Annotated in this window: 8 protein-coding genes; all 8 read left to right on the top strand. The window is 68.8% G+C overall.

The window, feature by feature from the left end; genetic code table 11:
• Nucleotides 1-11 precede the first annotated feature (11 nt).
• The 8 genes from HR086_RS08680 (at nt 12) to HR086_RS08645 (ending at nt 24,143) form a co-directional block, all read left to right on the top strand.
• Entirely contained in the window at nt 12-15,635 is a 15,624-nt protein-coding gene (locus HR086_RS08680; RefSeq protein ID WP_217441728.1) for a non-ribosomal peptide synthetase, read from the top strand.
• 103 nt (nt 15,636-15,738) lie between these two features.
• The gene (locus HR086_RS08675) at nt 15,739-16,962 is read left to right on the top strand and encodes an alpha-hydroxy acid oxidase (RefSeq protein WP_174465340.1); all 1,224 of its coding nucleotides are present in this window, start codon (nt 15,739-15,741) and stop codon (nt 16,960-16,962) included.
• Nucleotides 16,963-17,444: 482 nt separating this feature from the next.
• Nucleotides 17,445-18,194, top strand: coding sequence for a phosphoadenylyl-sulfate reductase (locus HR086_RS08670; protein WP_174458397.1), 750 nt, complete (start codon nt 17,445-17,447; stop codon nt 18,192-18,194).
• A 14-nt stretch (nt 18,195-18,208) separates the two neighbouring features.
• The gene (locus HR086_RS08665; protein WP_174465339.1) at nt 18,209-18,865 is read left to right on the top strand and encodes a bifunctional precorrin-2 dehydrogenase/sirohydrochlorin ferrochelatase; all 657 of its coding nucleotides are present in this window, start codon (nt 18,209-18,211) and stop codon (nt 18,863-18,865) included.
• Nucleotides 18,862-19,662: a uroporphyrinogen-III C-methyltransferase gene (gene cobA / locus HR086_RS08660; protein WP_141644627.1), complete on the top strand. Its 801-nt coding sequence runs from the start codon at nt 18,862-18,864 to the stop codon at nt 19,660-19,662. The genes HR086_RS08665 and cobA overlap by 4 nt, the downstream gene beginning before the upstream one ends.
• Complete coding sequence (gene cysD, locus HR086_RS08655; RefSeq protein ID WP_174458398.1) at nt 19,655-20,572, top strand: sulfate adenylyltransferase subunit CysD; 918 nt, start codon at nt 19,655-19,657, stop codon at nt 20,570-20,572. Before cobA ends, cysD begins: the two co-directional genes overlap by 8 nt.
• Nucleotides 20,572-22,305 (top strand): GTP-binding protein, encoded by a 1,734-nt coding sequence (locus HR086_RS08650; protein WP_141644625.1) that lies wholly within the window; start codon nt 20,572-20,574, stop codon nt 22,303-22,305. Before cysD ends, HR086_RS08650 begins: the two co-directional genes overlap by 1 nt.
• Entirely contained in the window at nt 22,302-24,143 is a 1,842-nt protein-coding gene (locus HR086_RS08645) for an assimilatory sulfite reductase (NADPH) flavoprotein subunit (RefSeq protein ID WP_174465338.1), read from the top strand. The genes HR086_RS08650 and HR086_RS08645 overlap by 4 nt, the downstream gene beginning before the upstream one ends.
• Nucleotides 24,144-24,158: the final 15 nt, after the last annotated feature.

The raw sequence follows: 24,158 nt of genomic DNA, 5'->3' as shown, positions 1-24,158 counted from the left end.
AGCCGATGCAGGTGGACAGCGGCACGGCCAAGTTCGACCTGTCCCTGCTCTGCGGTGACTTCGGCGACGACATCGGCGGCCTGCTCGAGTTCAACACCGACCTGTTCGACCGAAGCACCGCGGAGCGGATGGGCGCGCACCTGGTGCGCCTGCTGAAGTCCGCGGTGAACAACCCAGGCCAGTCGCTGTGGCGATTGCCCCTGCTCGATGAGCAGGAGCGTCACCAGTCCCTCGTCTCCTGGAATGACACGTCACGCGAGTCTCACGCCGTCACGACGATACACAGCCCCTTCGAGGCCCAGGCACTCCGCACTCCCGACGCCATCGCCATCTCCGATGGCTCGCGCTCGCTCACCTACGCCGCTCTAGATGCACGCGCCAATCAGCTTGCCCACCACCTCGCCTCTCGCGGCGTGACTCCTGGCGGCGCCGTCGGCATCTGCCTCGACAAGTCCCTCGACATGGCCATCGCCGTCCTCGCCACCCTCAAGGCCGGCGCCTTCTACGTCGCTCTCGACCCGAACTACCCCGCAGAGCGCCTCGCCTTCATGCTCGCGGACACTCGCGCCCCCGTCGTCCTCACCCACTCCCTGCTCGCCTCCGTCCTCCCCGCGAGCACCAGTGCGCGCTTCGTCCTCGTCGACTCCGAAGCCGACGTCATCTCCCGCCAGTCCTCCCTTTCCACGGGCGTCCTCGTCTCCACAGAGGACATCGCCTACGTCATCTACACCTCCGGCTCCACGGGCATCCCCAAGGGCATTGTCATGCCCCACCGTGCCCTCAGCTTCCTCCTCGACTGGCAGATTCGTCAGTCCCCCAATCCGCGCGCTGTCACCCTCCAGTTCGCCTCCCTCAACTTCGACGTCTCGGTTCAAGAGCTCTTCGCTTCCTGGTGGGTCGGCGCCCACGTCGTCCTGCCCACCGGAGGACTCCGCCAGGACATCCCCGCACTGCTCGACTTCATGCACCGCCAGCAGGTGGAGCGTCTCTTCCTCCCCTTCGTCGCCCTCCAGGCCATGGCGGACTCCGTCTCTCACGGCGCCACGCTTCCTTCCGCCCTTCGCGAAGTCGTCACCGCTGGCGAGCAACTCCAGGTCAACTCGACCCTCGCTTCCTTCTTCGAGAAGCTTCCGGGCAGCGTCCTCGAAAACCAGTACGGCCCCTCCGAGTCCCACGTCGTCTCCGCCTTCCGTCTCCAGGGGGCGCCTTCCTCCTGGCCTCGCCTGCCCTCCATCGGCTCGCCCGTCGCCCACACGCAGCTCTACGTCCTCGACACCCTCGGCCAGCCCGTCCCCATTGGCGTCTCGGGTGAGGTGTACGTCGGCGGCACCCACCTCGCTCACGGCTACCTCGCCCGCCCCGACATCACCGCTCAGGCCTTCGTCCCTAATCCCTTCTCCGGTGTGGAGGGCTCGCGCCTCTACCGCACAGGCGACGCGGCTCGCTGGAAGGCCGACGGCACCTTGGAGTTCCTCGGCCGCCTCGACTTCCAGGTGAAGGTCCGTGGCTTCCGCGTCGAGTTGGGCGAAGTCGAGTCCGTCCTCCGCACCGCGCCAGGAATGAGTGACGCCGCCGCAGTCGTCCGCGAGGATGTCCCCGGCGACAAGCGCCTCATCGGCTACGTCGTCCTCGCTCCCGACACCACCCTCGACTCCGAGGCCCTGCGCACCTTCCTCCTCAAGCGGCTGCCTGAGTACATGGTGCCCTCCGCCTTCCTCTCCCTGGCGGCTCTGCCCCTGACTCCCAGCGGAAAGCTTGCTCGCAAGCTGCTTCCCGCTCCTGACGCCGACACCCTGCGGGGCGACTCCTCCTTCGTCGCTCCTCGCAACCCCGACGAAGAGAAGCTCGCTTCCCTCTTCGCCACCGTCCTCCGCCTGGAGCGCGTCGGCGTCACCGACAACTTCTTCGCGCTCGGTGGCCACTCCCTCCTCGCCACCCAGGTCATCTCTCGCGTCCGCTCCTCCTTCGGCGTCGAGTTGCCCCTCCGTGCCCTCTTCGAGGCACCCACTGTCGCCTCCCTCACCGCTCGCATCCTCGCGGCCTCACAGGAGAGCAGCAGCGCGCAACCTCCCCCCATCCTCCCGGTGCCGCGCTCCGGCCCGCTGCCTCTCTCCTTCGCTCAGCAGCGTCTCTGGTTCATCGACCAGCTCCAGCCGGGCAGCTCCATCTACAACATGCCCTCCTTCGTCCGCTTGGACGGGCATCTCGACATCCACGCGCTCCAGCTCAGCCTCAATGAACTCGTTCGCCGCCACGAAGCGCTCCGCACGACCTTCATCCAGCGCGACGACCAGCCCTTGCAGGTCATCGCGCCGCATGCCGAGCTGCCCGTCACTCGCGTGGACCTCCGAGGCCGTGACGAGGAGAGCACCCGTGCGGAGGTAGAGCGCAGGCTCAAGGAGGAGTACCAGCAGCCCTTCAACCTCTCCACGGGCCCGCTCATCCGCGCTCAGGTCCTCGAGTTGAGCGACACCGAGCACGTACTCGCGCTCAACATGCACCACATCGTCTCCGACGGTTGGTCCATGGGCGTGCTCACCCAAGAAGTCGCCGCGCTCTACGACGCCTTCGCCCACGGCAAGCCGTCGCCCCTCGCACCGCTCTCCATCCAGTACGCGGACTTCTCCGTCTGGCAGCGTGGCTGGCTCCAGGGTGCCGTGCTGGACGCGCAGATTGCGTACTGGCGCCGTCAGCTCGCGGACCTCACGGCCCTCGAACTGCCACTCGACAAGCCTCGACCCACGGTGCAGACCACGGCCGGCGGGCAGGTGTACGTCAGCGTCCCGCTCGCAACCGCGGAGAAGCTCAAGGCTCTCTGCCAGCGTGAAGGCGCAACGCCCTTCATGGCGCTGCTCGCGGCGTGGCAACTCCTGCTGTCCCGCTACTCCGGCCAGGACGACATCACCGTCGGCTCACCCATCGCGGGGCGTCACCGCTCGGAGCTCGAAGGGCTCATCGGCTTCTTCGTCAACACGCTCGTCATGCGCGCCCGCATCGACTCACAGGCGTCCTTCCCGCGATTGCTGCGGCAGGTGAAGGAGGCCTCGCTGGGCGCCTACGCTCATCAGGACATCCCCTTCGAGAGGCTCGTCGAGGAGCTCCAGCCCAGCCGCGACATGAGTCGCAGCCCGCTGTTCCAGGTGCTCTTCGTCCTCCAGAACACTCCGGCCTCCGCCATCCAGAAGACGGAGCTGACGCTCAGCCCGGTGGAGATCAGCGGAAGCACGTCGAAATTCGAGCTTCAGCTCAGCCTCGTCGAAACACCGGACGGCATCTTCGGAGGAATTGGCTACAACTCCGACCTCTTCGAGCGCTCCACCGTCGAGCGCATGGCGCGTCACTTCGAGTTGCTCGTCGAAGCCGTCGTCACCCGTCCCGACGTCCCCGTCGCCGCGCACTCCATCCTCACGGAGGCCGAGCGCCGCAACGTCCTCGTCGACTGGGCTTCATCACCGCTCGTCACCGATACCGACTCCACCCTCCCAGAGGTCTTCGCACGCGTTGTCGCGCGCTCTCCCGATAAGACCGCGCTCCTCTTCGGAGAGGACGTCCTCACCTACGGCCAGCTCGACGCCCGGTCCAACCAGCTCGCCTGGCACCTGCGCGCCCTGGGCGTCTCCACCGACTCTCGCGTCGCACTCTCGCTGGAGCGCTCCTTCGACCTCGTCGTCGCCCTGCTCGCCATCCTCAAGGCCGGCGGCGCCTACGTCCCTCTCGACGCCAGCTATCCCCGAGAGCGCCTCGCCTCCATGATGGAGGACGCACAGCCGCTGCTCCTCCTCACCTCGCGAGCCCTCGCGTCAAAGCTCCCGTCTGAGGGCCTCACCACCCTCGTCCTCGACGACGTCGACCTCTCGTCTCAGCCCACGGGGGCGCTGCCGCTCGCTGCGCTGCCCCTGTCGCTCGCCTACGTCGACTTCACGTCCGGCTCCACTGGCAGGCCCAAGGGCGTCGGCACGCCGCACTCCGCGGTCCTTCGCACCCTGGTGGGTCCCGACTACACGAGGTTCGGCCCCCAGCAGACGCACCTGCTGCTCGCGCCCATCTCCTTCGACGCCTCCACCTTCGAAATCTGGGGCGCTCTGCTTCACGGCGCGCGGCTCGTCGTCCCGCCGCCGCATGCGCTGTCCCTCGAGGAGATCGAACTCGCCGTCTCCCGTCACGGTGTCACCACCCTCTGGGCCACCAGTGGTCTGTTCTCCCAGCTCGCGGACTCCGAGCTTCCGGGCTGGAGTTCGTTGCAGCACGTCCTCACCGGCGGCGACATCGTCTCGCCAGTCCACGTCCGCAAGGCCCTCGGCGCGTGGCGCGTGCCTGTGTCCAACGCCTACGGCCCGACGGAGTCCACCGTCTTCGCGTCCGTGTTCACGGTCTCCCGGCCCGAAGACGTCGGGACGTCGCTGCCCATTGGCCGCCCCATCCACGGCACGCAGCTCTTCGTCCTCGACGCCACACTCCAGCCTGTTCCCCCTGGCGTCACGGGTGAGCTGTTCATCGGTGGTGAGGGTCTCTCACGCGGCTACCTCCTCCGCCCCGACTTCACCGCCGAGCGCTTCATCCCCAACCCCTTCAGCACCACGCCCGGAGCACGCCTCTACCGCTCCGGCGACCTGGTCCGCTGGCGCGACGACGGCGCGCTCGACTTCATCGGCCGCTCCGATGCCCAGGTGAAGCTGCGTGGCTTCCGCATCGAGCTTCCCGAAATCGAAGCCGCGCTGCTGTCTCATCCGTCCGTCACGGGGGCCCTCGCCCTGCTGCGCGAGGACACGCCGGGCGACAAACGCCTCGCCACCTATTTCACGTCCTCGGCTCCCATCGACTCGGCCGCCTTGCGCTCGTTCCTCAAGCTCAAGCTGCCCGAGTTCATGCTGCCCTCCTTCCTCCTCCATCTGGACGCGTTCCCGCTCACCACGAACGCCAAGATCGACAGGAAGGCCCTCCCGTCTCCCGACGCATTCGCGTCCTCCGCGTCGTTCCTCGCGCCTCGCAATCCCACCGAAGAGGTGCTCGCCTCCATCTGGGCGGACGTCCTCCGTCTCGACAAGGTCAGCGTCTCCGACGACTTCTTCGAGCTTGGCGGCCACTCCCTCCTCGCCACGCAGGTGGTGTCTCGCATCCGCAGGGCCTTCGAGGTCGAGCTGCCCTTGCGTGCGCTCTTCGAGGCGCCGTCCGTGGCGGCGCTGGCCTCGCGCATCGCCGCTGCTCGGCAGGAGCACTCACGGCAAGCGCCTCCGCTGGTTCCCACGCCGCGCACCGGAGAGCTGCCGCTGTCGTTCGCGCAGCAGCGGCTCTGGCTCGTGGATCAGCTGGAGCCCGGCAGCTCCGCGTACAACATTCCCTCCGCGCTGAGGCTGCGTGGAACGCTCCACACCGCCGCGCTGGAGCGGTCCTTCACCGCGCTGCTCGAACGCCACGAATCGCTCCGCACCACGTTCCTCGCGCGTGATGGCGAGCCGATTCAGCACATCCATCCGGCCGCGCCGTTCTCACTGCCCATCGTGGAGCTGGGCATCCTGCCCGCCGAGGAACGCGAGGAGCACGCACGGCGACTCGCCGCAGAGGAGGCTCAGCGCCCGTTCGACCTCGCCCGGGGCCCCGTCCTCAGGGCGATGCTGGTGCGGCTCGCACCCGAGGAGCATGTGTTGCTGGTCACCATGCACCACGCCGTCTCGGACGGTTGGTCCATGGGGGTGCTCATCCAGGAGCTCGCGGCGCTCTATGAAGCCTTCGCCACGGGCGGAGACGCTCGACTGCCCGCGCTCCCCATCCAGTACGCGGACTTCGCGGCCTGGCAGCGCTCCTGGCTGAAGGGTGACGTGCTGGAGCAGCAGCTCGGGTACTGGCGTCGTCAGCTCGGAGCGCTTCCTCCGCTGCTGGAGCTGCCGACGGACAAGCCCCGTCCTCCCGTGCGCAATCCTCGTGGGGCTTCGCGCCCCGTGCGGCTGTCGAAGGAGCTCACGGAGCGCCTGATGACGCTCTGCCGCCAGGAAGGGGCCACGCCGTTCATGGCGCTGCTCGCCGCCTGGCAGGTGTTGCTCGCTCGCTACTTCGGACAGGACGACATCGCCGTCGGGTCGCCCATCGCGGGGCGCACCCGGACGGAGACCGAGGGCCTCATCGGCTTCTTCGTGAACACCCTCGTGCTTCGCACGCAGGTCCGCCCCGGGCTGCGCTTCCGGGAGTTGCTGGCCCAGGTCCGCGCCACCACGCTGGCCGCCTATGAGCACCAGGATGTTCCCTTCGAGAAGCTCGTCGAAGAGCTGAAGCCTCAGCGCAGCTTGAGCCACACGCCGCTCTTCCAGGTGATGCTGTCGCTCCAGAACCTCCCGGTGGCGAACCGCACCGTGGAGAGCACCTCCACGGACAGCTCTCCGCTGCACCTGGAGTCATTCGCGCAGGAGCTTCAGGTCACGAAGTTCGACCTGACGCTGACCCTGTCACAGACGCCGGAAGGCCTGGCCGGTGGGCTCAGCTACCGGGTGGACCTCTTCGAGGAGGCCACCATCACGCGCTGGGTGGAACACCTGAACACCCTGCTGGAAGCCGCCATCACCACTCCCGATACCCTTGTGGGTGAGCTGCCGATGTTGCCGGCCGAGGAGCGCCGTCAGGTGCTCGTCGAGTGGAACAACACCCGCCGCGAGCTGCCCTGGACTGGCGCCTTCCACGAGCGCTTCGAGGCCCAGGCCGCTCTCACGCCCGACGCCCTCGCCGTCCTCGACGACTCCTCCTCTCTCTCCTTCTCTCAGCTCAACCAGCGCTCGAACCAGCTCGCTCACCTGCTGCGCGCCCGTGGTGTCGGGCCCGAAGTCCGCGTCGCCCTCTGCCTGGAGCGCTCCGTCGACTCCCTCGTCGCCCTCCTCGCCATCCTCAAGGCCGGCGCCGCCTACGTCCCTCTCGACTCCGCCTACCCTCGCGAGCGCCTGGCTTTCATGCTCCAGGACTCCGGCGCTCCCTTCGTCCTCACCCAGTCCCACCTCCTGCCTCGTCTCGACTCGGCCTCCTGCTCGGCCCTCTGCCTCGATGACGCCGCACTGCGCGCCTCTCTCGCCGCGCTCCCCACCTCCAATCCTCCTCGCGTCTCCCTTCCCTCCCACCTCGCCTACGTCATCTACACCTCAGGCTCCACCGGCAGGCCCAAGGGCGTGATGGTCCACCACTCCTCCGTGGTGAATCTCCTCTCCGCCCTCTCCTCTGCCGTCTACTCCGACGTCCAGCGCCCCCTCCGCATCTCCCTCAACGCTCCTCTCTCCTTCGACGCCTCCGTCAAGCAGCTCGTCTTCCTCGCCGAGGGCCACTGCCTCTGCTTCGTCCCTCAGGCTGCTCGTGAAGACGTCCCCCTGCTCCTCTCCTGGATTCAGAAGCACCAGCTCGACGTCCTCGACTGCGCCCCTTCTCACCTCCGCCTCCTCCTCGACGAGGGCCTCGCGGAGTCCGGGCGTCACCTCCGTGTCCTCATCGGCGGTGAGGCCATCGACGACTCCCTCTGGGCCGCGCTCTCGTCCTCGCCCTCGCTGAGCGCCTTCAACGTCTACGGGCCCACTGAGGCCACCGTCGACACCACCGCGCTCTCCATCCGCTCCTCTGCGCGTCCCGCACTCGGTGGGCCGCTCTCCAACGTCTCCACCTTCATCCTCGACGCCTCGCTCCAGCCCGCCCCCATCGGCGTCCCTGGTGAGCTCTTCATCGGCGGCGACGGCCTCGCTCGCGGCTACCACCTCCGCCCGGACCTCACCGCCGAGCGCTTCGTCCCCAATCCCTTCTCCTCGGTGCCGGGTGCTCGCCTCTACCGCACCGGTGACAAGGCTCGCTGGCTTGCCCACGGCCACCTCGAGTATCTCGGCCGCATCGACTTCCAGGTGAAGCTGCGCGGCTTCCGCATCGAGTTGGGCGAAGTCGAGGCCGCTCTCGAAGCGCTGGCTTCCGTCCACCACGCCGCCGCCCTCGTCCGCGAGGACGTCCCCGGCCTCAAGCGCCTCGTCGCCTACGTCACCCCAGCCTCCGTCGACACCTCCTCACTGCGCGCGGAGCTGCTCCTCAGCCTCCCCGAGTACATGGTGCCCTCGGCCTTCGTCGCCCTGGACGCCCTGCCCATCAACACCCACGGCAAGCTCGACAGGAAGGCGCTCCCGGCTCCCGACTCCAGCCCCACCGACTCCTTCCTCGCGCCTCGCAACCCCACCGAGACTCGCCTCGCCGCCATCTGGGCAGAGGTCCTCCACCTCGACTCCGTCAGCGTCTCCGACGACTTCTTCTCCCTTGGCGGCCACTCCCTCCTCGCCACCCAGGTCGTCTCTCGCGTCCGCAAGGCCTTCGACGTCGAGCTGCCCCTTCGCGCGCTCATCGAGGCGCCGACCGTGGGTGAGCTTGCGCTGCGGGTCGAAGCGGCCCGTGGAGAGACTCCGGTCAACACGCGGCCTCCGCTCGTGGCGGTGCCTCGCACCGGGCCTCTGCCGCTGTCCTTCGCGCAGCAGCGCCTGTGGTTCCTCGACAGGCTGGAGCCCAACAACGCCTCCTACAACATCCACTCGAGCAAGCAGCTCGATGGCGACCTGGATACCTCCGCGTTGGAGCGCGCGATTCAGGAACTCGTGCAGCGCCATGAAGCGTTGCGTACCTCCTTCCACGTGCAGGAGGACGGCACCGCGGTTCAGGTCATCCATCCACGCGCCGAGCTGTCGGTTCCCGTCACCGACCTCCGACACCTGACAGGCACGGCCCTGGACACGGAGTTCGTGCGACTGACCTCCGCCGAGGCCAAGAAGCCCTTCGATCTGACGCACTCACCCCTGCTGCGAGCATCCCTGCTGCGAGTGACCGAGCAAAGCCATGTGCTCCTCGTCACGGTGCACCACATCGTCTCGGATGGTTGGTCCAACGGCATCTTGTTGCGCGAAGTGAGCGCGCTCTACGAGGCGTTCTCCCAGGGGCGTCCGTCCCCGCTCGCGCCGTTGGAGTTCCAGTACGCGGACTACGCGCTGTGGCAGCGCGGCTGGCTGCGCGACGAGGCACTGGAGCAACAGCTCTCCTGGTGGCGGCAGCAGCTCGCAGGCGCACCTCATGCGCTCGAACTGCCGACCGACCGGCCGCGCCCGCCCGTGCAGACCCACGTCGGCGCGTCGCTCCCGGTGCACCTGAGCACCGAGGTGACCGAGGCGCTGCGTGCACTGTGCAAGCGCGAAGGCGTCACACCCTTCATGGTTCTGCTCGCCGCGTTCCACACGTTGCTGGCGCGGTACTCGGGGCAGGACGACCTCGTCGTCGGCTCACCCATCGCGAACCGGCAGCAAACGGAGCTGGAAGGCATCGTCGGCTTCTTCGCCAACACGCTCGCGCTGCGCGCACGGCTGACGGGGGCGATGACGTTCCGTGAGCTGCTGGCTCAGCTCAAGGAGACGACGCTCGGTGCCTATGCGCACCAGGACGTGCCCTTCGAGAAGCTCGTCGACGAGCTGAAGCCCGAGCGGGACCTGAGCCGGTCTCCGCTCTTCCAGGTGATGCTCGCCCTGCAGAACACGCCGCGGCAGCGTCGCACCGAGGCGCGCAATGAGGAGCCGGCACACGCTCCGGGTCCCGTGGAAGTCACCTACGGCAGCGCCAAGTTCGACCTGTCCCTGTTGCTCGCGGACCATGGCGATGACATCAGCGGCCTGCTCGAGTTCAACACCGACCTGTTCGATCCGGACACGGCTCGGCGAATGGGCGCGCACCTGTCGCGGCTGCTGCAATCCGCCATCAGCGACCCGAGCCAGACGTTGTGGCGCCTTCCCCTGCTCGATGAGCAGGAGCGTCACCAGTTCCTCGTCTCCTGGAATGACACGTCACGCGAGTCTCACGCCGTCACGACGATGCACGGCCCCTTCGAGGCCCAGGCACTCCGCACGCCCGACGCCATCGCCATCTCCGATGGCTCGCGCTCGCTCACCTACGCCGCCCTCGATGCACGCGCCAATCAGCTCGCCCACCACCTCGCCTCTCGCGGCGTGACTCCTGGCGGCGCCGTCGGCATCTGCCTCGACAAGTCCCTCGACATGGCCGTCGCCGTCCTCGCCACCCTCAAGGCCGGCGCCTTCTACGTCGCTCTCGACCCCAACTACCCCCCCGAGCGCCTCGCCTTCATGCTCGCGGACACTCGCGCCCCCGTCGTTCTCACCCACTCCCTGCTCGCCTCCGTCCTCCCCGCGAGCACCAGTGCGCGCTTCGTCCTCGTCGACTCCGAAGCCGACGCCATCTCCCGCCAGTCCTCACAGGCCACGGGCGTCCTCGTCTCCACCGAGGACATCGCCTACGTCATCTACACCTCCGGCTCCACGGGCATCCCCAAGGGCATCGTCATGCCCCACCGGGCCCTCAGCTTCCTCCTCGCCTGGCAGATTCGTCAGTCCCCCAACCCTCGCGCTGTCACCCTCCAGTTCGCCTCCCTCAACTTCGACGTCTCGATTCAAGAGCTCTTCGCTTCCTGGTGGGTCGGCGCCCACGTCGTCCTGCCCACCGGGGGACTCCGCCAGGACATCCCCGCACTGCTCGACTTCATGCACCGCCAGCAGGTGGAGCGTCTCTTCCTTCCCTTCGTCGCCCTCCAGGCCATGGCGGACTCCGTCTTTCACGGCGCCACGCTTCCTTCCGCCCTCCGCGAAGTCGTCACCGCCGGCGAGCAACTCCAGGTCAACGCCACCCTCGCTTCCTTCTTCGAGAAGCTCCCGGGCAGTGTCCTCGAAAACCAGTACGGCCCCTCCGAGGCGCACGTCGTCTCCGCCTTCCGGCTCCAGGGCGCACCTTCCTCCTGGCCTCGCCTGCCCTCCATCGGCTCGCCCGTCGCCCACACGCAGCTCTACGTCCTCGACTCCCTCGGCCAGCCCGTCCCCATTGGCGTCTCGGGTGAGGTGTACGTCGGCGGCACGCACCTCGCTCACGGCTACCTCGCCCGTCCCGACATCACCGCTCAGGCCTTCGTCCCGAATCCCTTCTCGGGCGAAGAGGGCTCGCGCCTCTACCGCACCGGAGACGCGGCTCGCTGGAAGGCCGACGGCACCTTGGAGTTCCTCGGCCGCCTCGACTTCCAGGTGAAGGTCCGTGGCTTCCGTGTCGAGTTGGGCGAAGTCGAGTCCGTCCTTCGCACCGCGCCAGGAATGCGTGACGCCGCCGCCGTCGTCCGTGAGGACGTCCCCGGAGACAAGCGACTCATCGGCTACGTCGTCCTCGCTCCCGACACCGCCCTCGACTCCGAGGCCCTGCGCACCTTCCTCCTCAAGCGGCTGCCTGAGTACATGGTGCCCTCCGCCTTCCTCTCCCTGGCGGCTCTGCCCCTGACTCCCAGCGGAAAGCTTGCGCGCAAGCTGCTTCCCGCTCCTGACGCGGACTCCCTGCGGGGCGACTCCTCCTTCGTCGCTCCTCGCAACCCCGACGAAGAGAAGCTCGCTTCCCTCTTCGCCACCGTCCTCCGCCTGGAGCGCGTCGGCGTCACCGACAACTTCTTCGCACTCGGTGGCCACTCCCTCCTCGCCACCCAGGTCATCTCTCGCGTCCGCTCCTCCTTCGGCGTCGAGCTTCCCCTCCGCGCCCTCTTCGAGGCCCCCACCGTCGCCTCCCTTGCCGCGCGCATCCTCGCGGCCTCGCAGGAGAGCCTCACCTCTCAGCCTCCCCCCATCCTCCCGGTGCCGCGCTCCGGCCCGCTGCCTCTCTCCTTCGCTCAGCAGCGCCTCTGGTTCATCGACCAGCTCCAGCCCGGCAGCTCCATCTACAACATGCCCTCCTTCGTCCGGTTGGACGGGCATCTCGACATCCACGCGCTCCAGCTCAGCTTCGATGAACTCGTCCGCCGTCATGAAGCGCTCCGCACCACGTTCTTCGAGCTGGATGGGCAACCCTTCCAGCGCATCTCTCCCGTGGGCGAACTCCCGATGGTGCGCGTGGACCTCCGAGGCCTCGACGCGGAGACGTCTCACAGCGAGGTCCAGCGCAGATTGAAAGAGGAGTACCAGCGGCCCTTCGACCTCTCGACGGGTCCGCTCATCCGCGCTCAGGTCCTCGAGTTGAGCGACACCGAGCACGTGCTCGCGCTCAACATGCACCACGTCGTCTCCGACGGTTGGTCCATGGGCGTGCTCACCCAGGAGGTCGCCGCGCTCTACGACGCCTTCGCCCATGGCAGGCCGTCGCCCCTCGCGCCGCTTTCCATCCAGTACGCCGACTACGCCGTCTGGCAGCGGGACTGGCTCCAGGGTGCGGTGCTGGACCAGCAGCTCTCCTATTGGCGCAACCAGCTCACCGGGACTCCCTCGTTGGAGCTGCCCATCGACAAGGCGCGACCTCCGCTCCAGACGTTCCGAGGGTCCACGCTTCCGGTCTTCCTCTCGAAGGCCGTCTCGGAGCAGCTCAAGGCCCTTGGCCAGAGTGAAGGCGCTACACCGTTCATGCTGCTGCTCGCGGCGTGGCAGCTCCTGCTCTCCCGCTACTCGGGACAGGATGACATCGCCGTCGGCTCGCCCATCGCCGGCCGCCACCGCTCGGAAGTCGAAGGGCTCATCGGCTTCTTCATCAACACGCTGGTGCTGCGCGCGCGCGTCGACTCACGGGCGTCCTTCCTCCAGTTGTTGAGGCAGGTGAAGGAGTCCGCGCTGGGTGCCTATGCCCATCAGGACATTCCGTTCGAGCGACTCGTCGAGGAGCTTCAGCCCGCGCGTGACATGAGCCGCAGCCCGCTGTTCCAGGCGCTCTTCGTCCTCCAGAACACGCCCGAGTCCGCCGTCCAGAAGTCGGAGCTGACGCTCAGTCCGGTGGACCTGGGCAGCGTGGCGGTCACCGCCAAGTTCGAGCTTCAGTTGAACCTGACGGAGACGTCTGAAGGCGTCTTCGGTGGTCTGGGCTACAACTCCGACCTCTTCGAGCGCTCCACCATCGAGCGGATGGCTCGACACTTCGAGTTGCTCGTCGAAGCTCTCGTGGCGCGCCCCGACGTCCCGGTCCGCGCTCACGGAATGCTGACCATCGAGGAGCGGCACAACCTCCTCGTGGATTGGGCCACCGCTCCCGCGCACGTCTCGCCCGAGTCCACCCTGCCCGCCGTCTTCGCCGACGTCGTCGCACGTGCGCCCGACTCCGTCGCGCTCCTCTTCGGTGACACCTCCCTCACCTACCGTCAGCTCGACGAGCGCTCCAACCAGCTCGCCTGGCACCTGCGCTCGCTCGGCGTCCGCACCGACTCCCGCGTCGCAATCGCCATCGAGCGCTCCGCGGAGCTCATCATCGCCCTCGTCGCCATCCTCAAGGCTGGCGCCGCCTACGTCCCCCTCGACACGAAGTATCCGCGCGAGCGCATTGCATTCATGCTCGAGGACGCTCAGCCCCAGGTCCTCATCTCCACGCGGGCCGTCCTCGACAAGGTGCCCGCCGATGGCCTGACGTGCGTCCTCCTGGATGAGGTGTCGCTGACCAACAGCCCCACCGAAGCCCTGCCGTCGTCCGCGCTTCCCGAGTCGCTCGCCTATATCGACTTCACCTCCGGCTCCACCGGCAAGCCCAAAGGCGTTGGCTGCACCCACAGCGGCGTCATCCACACCCTCATCGGCGTCGACTTCACCCACCTCGGGCCCGAGCAGACCCACCTCCTCCTCGCTCCCATCTCCTTCGACGCCACCACCTTCGAAATCTGGGGCGCACTGCTCCACGGCGCGCGCCTCGTCGTCCTCCCGCCTCAGGCGCCCTCGCTCGAAGAGCTCTTCCAGACCGTCGCCCGCCATGGCGTCACCACGCTCTGGGCCACCAGTGGTCTGTTCTCCCAGCTCGTCGAGAGTCGCCTCCCCGCGCCTCCTTCACTCCAGCGCGTCCTCACGGGTGGCGACATCGTCTCGCCTCTCCATGTCCGACGCGCGTTGCAGGACTGGGGCATCTCCGTCACCAACTGCTACGGCCCGACCGAATCCACCGTCTTCGCCACGACCTTCCTGGTCGCTCGGCCCGAGGACGTTGGGGCAACGGTGCCCATCGGCAAGCCCACCAACGGCACCCGCCTGCTCGTCCTCGACTCCTCGCTTCAGCCCGTCCCCATCGGCATCATCGGTGAGCTCTTCATCGGTGGTGACGGCCTGGCTCGCGGCTACGTCGGCCAGCCTTCACTCACCGCGGAGCGCTTCATCCCGGACCCGTTCTCCTCCGTCCCTGGGGCGCGCCTCTATCGCTCCGGCGACCTCGTCCGCTGGAGCCACGACGGGACGCTCGCCTTCATCGGTCGCGCCGACGCGCAGGTGAAGGTGCGCGGCTTCCGCATCGAGTTGCCCGAAGTCGAAGCCGCGATGCTCACGCATCCCTCCATCCGCGAGGCCATCGCCATCGCTCGCGAGGACGTCCCCGGCGACAAGCGGCTCGTCGGCTACTTCGTCGGCGACGACCTGGACGCCGTCTCCCTCCGAGCCTTCCTCAAGTCTCGGCTTCCTGAGTACATGGTGCCGTCGTCCCTGCTCCGCCTCGACGCGCTCCCTCTCACCTCCAACGCGAAGATTGACCGCAAGGCACTGCCTCCTCCCGAGGCCGTGCTCTCTGCTCCCTCCTCCACCTACGTCGCGCCGCGCACGCTCACCGAGGAGCTGCTCGCCTCCATCTGGGCGCAGGTCCTTCGCGTCCCACAGGTCGGTATCGAGGACGACTTCTTCGAACTCGGCGGCCACTCACTCCTCGCCATCAAGCTGATGGCGCGGATTCGCGAGCGCACAGGAGTCTCGCTCCCCGTCACCGCGCTCTTCCAGGGCTCCAGCATCGAGCGTCTGGCGCCATTCCTGGAGCAGCAGCAGGACGGCACGCGCGCCACGCCGAACCTCGTGCGCCTCGACTCGGGCACCTCCACCGAGCGCCCGTTGTTCCTGGTCCACGGAGGCGGCGGCAGCGCGCTGGGCTACACGGAGCTCGTTCGTCAGCTCGCTCCGAGCCGGCCCATTCACGGCCTCTCCGCGAGCGGCATCGATGGAGGCGAGCTTCCTCCAGCATCCGTCGCGATTCTCGCGCGGGACTACCTCTCGCAGCTTCGCGCCGTACAACCCCATGGCCCCTACCTGCTCGCGGGCTGGTCCTTCGGCGGGCTCGTCGCCTATGAGATGGCGCGTCGGCTCCAGGCGTCAGGCGAGCAGGTAGAGCTGCTGGCGATGATCGACAGCCATGCTCCCAAGCCGGAGCCGCGTCCGACACCGGATGCACTGTCGCAGCTCGCGGCCTTCGGACAGGTGCTCGGTCTGCCGTGGCGAGACCTCCCGGTGGACCCGGAGCGACTGGCCCGCCTCGAAGGCCGGGAGCGGCTCGCCTATCTGCTGGAGCTGACCCGCCGCGCCTCCACGCACACCATCGACCTGGACGTCGACGCGGCGGAGCGTCTCTTCGCGCTCTACCAGCGACTGAGCGAAGCCCAGCGCGGCTATGTGCCCACGGGCGCGCCGTATGAGGGGACCACCGTGCTCATCAAGGCCGCGACGCCGCTCCCCGGGCTCACCGTGACGGCGGACCTGGGCTGGGGCCCGTGGCTGGCCACCGCGCCGACGGTGCATGAGTCACCGGGAGACCACTACACGATGCTGCGCGCGCCCCACGTCACCACGCTGGCCGAGCTGTTCGCTCGACTGCTCGCCGCGCTGAAGCGAGACGCAGCTTGATGTACGCGCGATGCGCGGTCCCCCACGTCGGGGCTGCTATCGTCAGCAGGCCCGCTCCCGGAGTGGATGCTCCGGGGCGGCGGGCCCCGAGGGAGCACGCATCGTGATTGTCAGCATCGATGACCTGCGCCAGCGAGCACGACGCCGGTTGCCCCGAACCGTCTTCGACTACGTGGAGGGCGCCGCCGACGACGGTTTCACCTCCGGCGCCAACCGACGCGGCTTCGACCGCTATCTCTTCCGAGCGCGGGCCCTGGTGGACGTGAGCGCCGTGGACCACTCCACCACGCTGCTCGGAGAGAAGCTGGCCACCCCCATCATCCTGGGACCCACGGGGCTCGCGGGGCTGCTCGCGCCTCGGGGCGAAGAGCTGGCCGCGAAGGCCGCGGCGAGCCGAGGCACCGTCTTCACCCTCAGCACCATGTCCATCGGAACCCTGGAGGAAGTGGCCGTCGCGGCGCCCTCCCCACTCTGGTTCCAGCTCTACGTCTGGAAGGACCGGAGCGTCACGCGTGCGTTGGTGGAGCGTGCGAAGGCGGCGGGTTATCGCGCGCTGTGCCTCACGGTGGACGTGCCCGTCATGGGCAACCGGGAGCAGGACCGACGCAATGGCTTCACCCTGCCTCCTCGCGTCCAGTTCTCCAATGTGATGGACGTGCTGCGCCACCTGGGCTGGGTGCTGCGCATGTCAAAGAGCCCCCGAGCCACCTTCGGCAACTTCGTGGACCATCCCTCGCTGACCCGCACCGACGCGGTGGGTGTCGCGCGCTTCACCAACAGCCAGTTCGACCCTTCGGTGACGTGGAAGGACGTGGAGTGGCTTCGCTCCATCTGGACCGGCCCGCTCGTGCTCAAGGGCATCACCTGCGCGGAGGATGCGCGACAGGCCGTCTCGCTGGGTGTCGAGGCCCTCATCGTCTCGAACCACGGAGGCCGGCAGCTCGACTTCCTCCCGGGCGCCATCGACGTACTTCCGGAGGTGGTGGACGCGGTCGAGGGCCGAGCGGAGGTCATCCTCGACGGGGGCATCCGCCGAGGCTCCGACGTGGTGAAGGCTGTCGCCATGGGCGCACGCGCCTGCATGGTGGGTCGACCGTTCCTCTACGGGCTGGCGGCGGACGGGCAGGCGGGCGTGGAGCTGTCGCTGGACATCCTCACCTCGGAGATTGACCGGACGCTCGCGCTGCTGGGTCGTCCGCGGCTCCGTGAGCTGGAGCGCTCCGCGCTGCGTGTCGATACCCCCGCGACCCTGGAACCCACCGCGTCCTCGCACCGACTGGAGACTTCCACCGTCACGAGGCGGGCGAGTGGGACAAGCGACACCTGAGTACCCCTCGGGACAGGGAGGTCAGGTTGACGGCGCGAGGTGACAGCCGTTAGCTTGCCGTTCCGTGTTGACGCCTTCCACTCCGATGGCCGCGCTGTTCCGCCGCTGCTGTCGGTCGTGTGCCTGTTGTGCCCTCTCGGGCCTGGGCTGTTGAAGCGCGCGCCGGAAGCCTCCTGATTCCCTCCGCGCCTCGCCTGGCCCCACCTCCGTCCCGAGGTCTGGGTCTGCTCCGCTGTTTCCCGCTCACCGCTTCCCGACGCTCCCTCATGCACCTCATCTCCACCCAGCCAGTCGCGACGCAGCAGGCGCCCCACGGGGCCCGCTGTGCGTGCTGTCTGGCGTGTGCGTGTGAGGTGTGTCCGCCGACAGGCGGGCCCCGAGCCTCGAGGAGCGGATAGCGGTTCCATCCCTTCTCCCTTGCTCGCGCGGCCCGCCCTCGAAAGAGGCGCGGGCCGTCTGCTTTTCAGCCCCTGGAGTCCACCGTGTCCGTCGTGCCGTCGTCCCCCGCACTTGGAATCGCTCGCGAGCCCTCGGCCCTGCTCGCGGAAGCCGCGTCGCTCGAAGCCGCCACCACCGAGGAGATTCTCGCCTGGGTCGAGCAGCGGCTCGGCGCGCGCGCGGCCATCGCCTCGAGCTTCGGAGTGGAGGACATGGTCCTCATCGACCTGGCGCGCAAGCACGCGCCCAGCCTGCGCGTCTTCACCCTCGACACCGGTCGCCTGCCGTCGGAGACCTACGAGCTCATCGAGGTCGTCCGCAATCGCTACGGCATTCCCGTGGAGACCTACTTCCCGGAGCGAGCCCGCGTCGAGGCGCTGGAGTCGACCCAGGGCTACTTCTCGTTTCGCCGGAGCCTCGACGCGCGCAAGGAGTGCTGCGCCATCCGCAAGGTGGAGCCCTTGCGTCGCGCGCTGCAGGGACTGGACGGTTGGGTGACGGGGCTGCGCCGCGAGCAGTCCGCCAACCGCACCGAGGTCGCCATCGTCGAGCACGACCGCGACCATGGCGGGCTGCTCAAGCTCAACCCCCTGGCGGCCTGGAGCCGGCAACAGGTGTGGAGCTACATCCAGGCGAACGCCGTCCCGTACAACGCCCTGCATGACCGGGGCTACCCGTCCATCGGCTGCGCGCCCTGCACGCGCGCGGTGAAGCCGTACGAGGACGAGCGCGCGGGCCGGTGGTGGTGGGAGTCACGAGAGCACAGCGAGTGCGGACTGCACCGCGTTCGGTGACGCGGACTCCCGCCATGGCGACCTCTACTCCTGTCGACTATCCCGTCTGCCTCCGGCTGGAAGGCCGCCGCGTCCTGCTGGTGGGCGGAGGCGCCGTGGCCGAAGGCCGGGCCCTGGCCCTGCTCGAAGCGGGCGCGCGGCTCCACCTGATAGCCCCTGACGTCACCGACACCCTCCAACGCCTGGCCGCCGAGGGACGTCTGGACTGGGAGCGCAGGGCCTACGCCTCCGGCGATGTACGCGGCCACGCGCTGGTGCTGGCCGCGACGGATGAGCCCGCCGTGAATCAACACCTGACGGCCGAGGCGCGTGAGCTGGGCTTGTGGGTGAACACGGCGGACGAGCCGGAGCTGTGCGACTTCACCCTGCCCTCGGTGGAGCGACGAGGCCCCATCACCGTCGCGGTCTCCACCGCCGGTCAGGCCCCCGCGCTGGCGCGCCACCTGCGCAGGGAGCTGGGGGCCCAGGTCGCGCCCCACCACGTCTGGCTGGCGAGGCTGAGTGGATGGCTGCGCCGACGGCTGCCTCGTGGTCCCCGGCGTCAGCGCCTGCTGAAGCAATTGGTGGAGGGAGAGTCTGGCGCGCTGCTCGCGCGCGGTGAGCGAGGGGCCGCGGTGGCTCGGCTTCGCTCGGAACTGAAGACCTTCAAGTCGTCTGGAGAGTTCACATGAAGGAGTCGTCGAGAGGGCGCGTGTACCTGGTGGGTGCGGGCCCTGGAGATCCAGAGCTGCTCACGCTGCGCGCGGCGCGCTTGCTGCGAGAGGCGGACACGGTGGTGCATGACCGGCTCATCCACCCCGGAGTGCTGGAGCACGCGCGTCCGCACGCCCGGCTCATCTACGTGGGCAAGGAAGGTGGGGGCGAGTCGGTACAACAGGAGGCCATCCACGCGGTGCTCATCGCCCAGGCGCGGCTCGGCCGCACCGTGGTGCGCCTCAAGGGCGGAGACCCGTTCGTCTTCGGTCGCGGCGGGGAGGAGGCCCTGGCGCTGGAGGCCGCGCGCATTCCCTACGAGGTGGTGCCCGGCATCTCCTCGGGCATCGCGGTGCCCGCCTCGGCGGGTATTCCCGTCACCCATCGGGACATGTCCGGCGAGGTGACCTTCGCCACGGCGTTCCGCGCGGGGGGAGCGCCCGACTGGGGCTTCCTCGCACGCGCCCAGACGCTGGTGCTGTTCATGGCGGGAAACCGCCTGGAGGAGACGACGGCGGCCCTGGTCACCGCGGGTCGTGCGGCCTCCACGCCCGCCGCCCTGGTGGAAGCAGGCACCTGGGAACACCAGCGCGTGGTGGAGGCCACCCTGGGCACCGTCGCCCAGGAGGCGCGCAAGGCCGGACTGGGCTCTCCCTCGCTGCTGGTGGTGGGCGAAGTCGTCGCGCTGCGCGCTCGGCTCCCTTCGCTCGCGGCGAGGAATCACACGGCGACGGGAGACTCCGTCCCCCGGTTCGCGGAGGCGGGACATGACTGACACGACCCATGCACGCTCCACGCACCTGGAGGAGCTGGAAGCAGAGAGCATCCACATCCTCCGCGAGACGGTGGCGGAGTTCGCCAACCCGGTGATGCTCTACAGCATCGGCAAGGACTCGCAGGTGCTGCTGCACCTGGCGCGCAAGGCCTTCCACCCCGCGCCCCTGCCCTTCCCGCTGCTCCATGTCGACACGACGTGGAAGTTCCGGGACATGTACGCGTTTCGCGACGCCTTCATCGCGCGACATGGCCTGCGGCTGCTCGTCCATCAGAACCACAAGGCGCTCGCCGAGGGCATCAACCCCTTCGACCACGGCAGCCAGAAGTACACGCACGCGATGAAGACGCAGGCGCTGCTCGAAGCGCTCGCGCTGCACGGCTTCGACGCGGCCTTCGGTGGAGCCCGCCGCGATGAGGAGAAGTCCCGCGCCAAGGAGCGCGTGTTCTCCTTCCGGGACAAGCATGGCCAGTGGGACCCGCGCCGGCAGCGGCCAGAGCTGTGGAACCTCTTCAACGGCCGCGTGGACGCGGGCGAGAGCATGCGCGTCTTCCCCCTGTCCAACTGGACGGAGCTGGACGTGTGGCACTACGTCCTGCGCGAGAAAATCCCGGTGGTGCCGCTCTACTTCGCCGCCGAGCGCCCCGTCATCGACCGGGGTGGCACGCTGCTGATGGTGGATGACGAACGCATGCGCCTGCGCGCCGGGGAGCGGCCCACGCTCCGGCGGGTGCGCTTCCGGACGCTCGGCTGCTACCCGCTCAGCGGCGCCATCGAGTCATCCGCCACCACGGTGGAGGCCGTCATCCACGAGATGGTCCACGCACGTCAGTCCGAGCGCCAGGGCCGACTCATCGACCACGACGAAGAAGGCTCCATGGAGCTGAAGAAGCGCGAGGGGTACTTCTGATGGACACCGCACTCCAGGCCGTTGCGCAACCCGACATCCAACGACTCCTCGACGAGCACTCCAACCGGGCGCTGCTGCGGCTCGCGGTGGTGGGCTCGGTGGACGATGGCAAGTCCACGCTCATCGGCCGACTCCTCTTCGAGTGTGACGGACTCTTCGAAGACCAGATCTCCGCGGTGCGACGTGCCAGCGCGAAGCGGGCCGCCGCCCGGACGGAGCTTCCTCCTGAGCTGCTGGCCCAGGGGCTCAAGGCCGCGGCGGGCGCGGGTGACGAGGAGGAGCTGGACTTCTCCCTCTTCACCGACGGCCTGCGCGCCGAGCGAGAGCAGGGCATCACCATCGACGTGGCGTACCGGTACCTGTCCACGACGCTGCGGAAGATCATCATCGCCGACACGCCAGGACACCTTCAGTACACGCGCAACATGGCCACGGGTGCCTCCACGGCGGACGCGGGCGTCATCCTGGTGGACGCGCGACTCGGCGTCCTGCCGCAGACGCGGCGCCACGCGTACATCGCCTCGCTGCTGGGCATCCCCTACCTCGCGGTGGTGGTGAACAAGATGGACCTGGTGGGCTACGAGCGCGCGACGTTCGAGCGCATCGGCTCCGAGCTGGTGGACTTCGCGCGCACGCTGGGCTTCGAGGGCGTGCGCCTGTTCCCTGTCAGCGCCAGCCGGGGCGACAACATCACCCGCCTCAGTCCCCGCACACCCTGGCACGAGGGCGGCACGCTGCTGGGCTGGCTGGAGTCGCTTCCTCACCAGCGAAGGCTCGACGGCGCGCCCTTCCGCTTCCCCGTCCAGTACGTGCTGCGGCCCCATCAGGACTACCGGGGACTCGCGGGCCAGGTGGCCTCCGGCACGGTGCGCGTGGGAGACGAGGTGCAGGTGCTCCCCTCGGGTCGCAGGACGCGCGTGGAGGCCATCGACACCTTCGACGGCGCCAAGGAGGAAGCCTCCGCGACGGACTCCGTCACACTGCTGCTCACGGACGACGTGGACGCCAGCCGAGGCGACCTGCTCGCCCACGTGGACCAGCCGCCCCTGGCGCTACAACACCTGGACGCGATGCTGGTGTGGTTCGGTGAGCAGCCGCTGGACGTGACTCGCCGCTACCTGGTGAAGCAGACCACGCGCACTGCACCCGCGCAGTTCGAGCGTGTGCTCTGGCGCAAGGAGCTGGAGACCCTCTCGGAGGTGCCCTCGGAGTCGCTGGCGCTCAACGACATCGGCCGCGTCCGGCTGGTGTGCCGCCGGCCCCTGTTGTGCGACCCGTACCAGGAGAACCGGCGCACGGGGGCCTTCATCGTCATCGACGCGCTCACCCACGACACCGTGGGCGCGGGCATGGTGCTCGGCCCCGCGGAGTCCACTTCGCGCGCCGGTGCGTCGCTCGTCACGAGCGCCGAGCGACACGGACGGCTGGGCCAGGTCGGCGCCGTCGTCCTGCTTCCCGCCACGCCCGAGGCGGCCAGTCGCGCGTTCGCGCTGGAGCGTGAGCTGTTCAACCTGGGCCGCCATGTCGCCACCGTGCCCGGGGATGTGGAAGTGGCCCTGGCCCTGGCGCGCGCGGGCTTGTTCGCCCTCGTCTACGCGGAGGCGCCCCAGGTCCGGCGTGCGCTGCGAGAGGAAGCCCATGACGCGGGCACGGGCTGGTGGGAGCTGGACGACGCGGAGGCCCCGGAGCAGTGGGCGCGACGCCTCACCGCCCCACGGGAGGACGCGACATGAGCGCCTCCTCCCCAGGCAATCTCACCTTGTCCCCGCCTCCTTTCATCGGCGCATTGCTGGGCGCGGAGAAGGGCACGTTGCTGCTGGAGCTGGTGGCGGGGCTGGACCCGACGGCGCTTCATTGGCTGAGTGGTTACGCCGCGGGCCTCGCGGCACGCCCCGGTGCGGTCTCCACGGCGGCGTCCGTCGCCATGGCTCCCACGGCGACACCCGCCGCGCCCCTCACCATCGTCTACGGCACGCAGACGGGAAACAGCCGGCTGATCGCCGAGCGACTCAAGCACCAGACGGAGAGCGCGGGCCTTCCCGTGCGCATCATCCGGGCCAGTGAGTACCCGGTGCGAGAGCTGGCACGCGAGAAGCTGCTGGCCGTGGTCATCAGCACGCAAGGAGACGGAGACCCTCCCGACGACGCGCGTGGGTTCTGCGAGCACCTGCTGGGCAAGCGCGCTCCCCGACTGGAGGGCCTGAGCTACGCGGTGCTCGGACTCGGGGACACCAGCTATCCGAAGTTCTGCGAAGTGGGGCGGGCACTCGACGCGCGACTGGCGGAGCTGGGTGCCACGCGACTGGTGGAGCGCGCCGACTGCGACCTGGACTTCGAGCCCATCGCCACCGGCTGGTTGGACCAGACGCTTGGTCGCGCTCGCGAGGCGCTCGAACCGCGCACGCCCGCCGTCGCCACCGTCGTCCCGCTGCGAGGCGCCACGGCGACACCCACCGTGGGAAAGGAAGCCCCCTTCGCCGCGACCGTGCTGGTCAACCAGCGCATCACCGGACGAGGCGCGCTCAAGGACGTCCGCCACGTTGAAATCTCCCTCGAAGGCTCCGACCTGGAGTACGCGCCGGGCGACGCGTTGGGGGTGTGGGCGCCCAATCCACCGGAGCTGGTGGACGCCGTCTTGAGGCAGCAGCGACTGGATGGCGCGGAGCCGGTGACGCGCGACGGGAAGACACTCCCGCTGGCGGTCTGGCTCTCGGAGGGACTGGAGCTGACGCGTCTGAGCCGGCCCTTCCTGGAGCGACACGCCACGCTCGGCGCGAGCACCGCGCTCCAGTCCGTGCTGACGCCCACGGGCGCGGAGGCCTTCCGCGCGCTGCTGAAGAGTCATCAGGTCATCGACGTGCTTCGCCAGCACCCTGCGCCCTGGAGCGCGAAGGAACTGGTCCTCGCGCTGCGCAAGCAGACGCCCCGCCTGTACTCGATTGCCTCCAGTCCCAAGCGCGTGGGCGAGGAGGCGCACCTCACGGTGGCGGTGGTCGACTACACGGCCTTTGGCGAGCGCCACCTCGGCGCCGCGTCGTCCCATCTGTCCACGCGAGGGGCGGACGCGGACTCGGTGCGGGTCTTCGTGGAGCGCAACGAGCGCTTCCGGCTGCCGGAGGACACGGACCGGGACGTGGTGATGATTGGCCCCGGCACGGGCGTGGCGCCCTTCCGGGCCTTCGTGCAGGAGCGCGCGGAGGTCGGCGCGCGCGGACGCAACTGGCTGTTCTTCGGAGAGCAGCACTTCCGCAGCCAGTTCCTCTACCAGTCGGAGTGGCAGGAGGCGTTGAAGAAGAAGACGCTCCACAAGCTCTCGCTCGCCTTCTCCCGCGACACGGCGGCGAAGGTCTACGTCCAGCACCGGCTGCGTGAGGCGGGCAAGGAACTCTACACCTGGCTGGAAGGCGGCGCCCACCTCTACGTGTGCGGCGATGCCCAGCGCATGGCACCGGATGTCCACGCGGCCCTGGTGGACGTCATCGCCGAGCACGGTGGCCGCGGCCGAGAGGACGCCGAGGACTGGCTCAAGACGCTGCGTGACGAGCGGCGCTACCTGCGTGACGTCTACTGAATCCTTCTGACTGTG

The sequence above is a fragment of the Myxococcus sp. CA039A genome, assembly GCF_013336645.1.
Lineage (GTDB): Bacteria > Myxococcota > Myxococcia > Myxococcales > Myxococcaceae > Myxococcus > Myxococcus llanfairpwllgwyngyllgogerychwyrndrobwllllantysiliogogogochensis.
This window is presented reverse-complemented; position numbering and strand designations above follow the sequence as displayed.

Coding starts and splice junctions, on each gene's coding strand:
- HR086_RS08665 (WP_174465339.1), top strand. CDS start 18,209: ATGGCGACCTCTACTCCTGTCGACTATCCCGTCTGCCTCCGGCTGGAA.
- cobA (WP_141644627.1), top strand. CDS start 18,862: ATGAAGGAGTCGTCGAGAGGGCGCGTGTACCTGGTGGGTGCGGGCCCT.
- cysD (WP_174458398.1), top strand. CDS start 19,655: ATGACTGACACGACCCATGCACGCTCCACGCACCTGGAGGAGCTGGAA.
- HR086_RS08650 (WP_141644625.1), top strand. CDS start 20,572: ATGGACACCGCACTCCAGGCCGTTGCGCAACCCGACATCCAACGACTC.
- HR086_RS08645 (WP_174465338.1), top strand. CDS start 22,302: ATGAGCGCCTCCTCCCCAGGCAATCTCACCTTGTCCCCGCCTCCTTTC.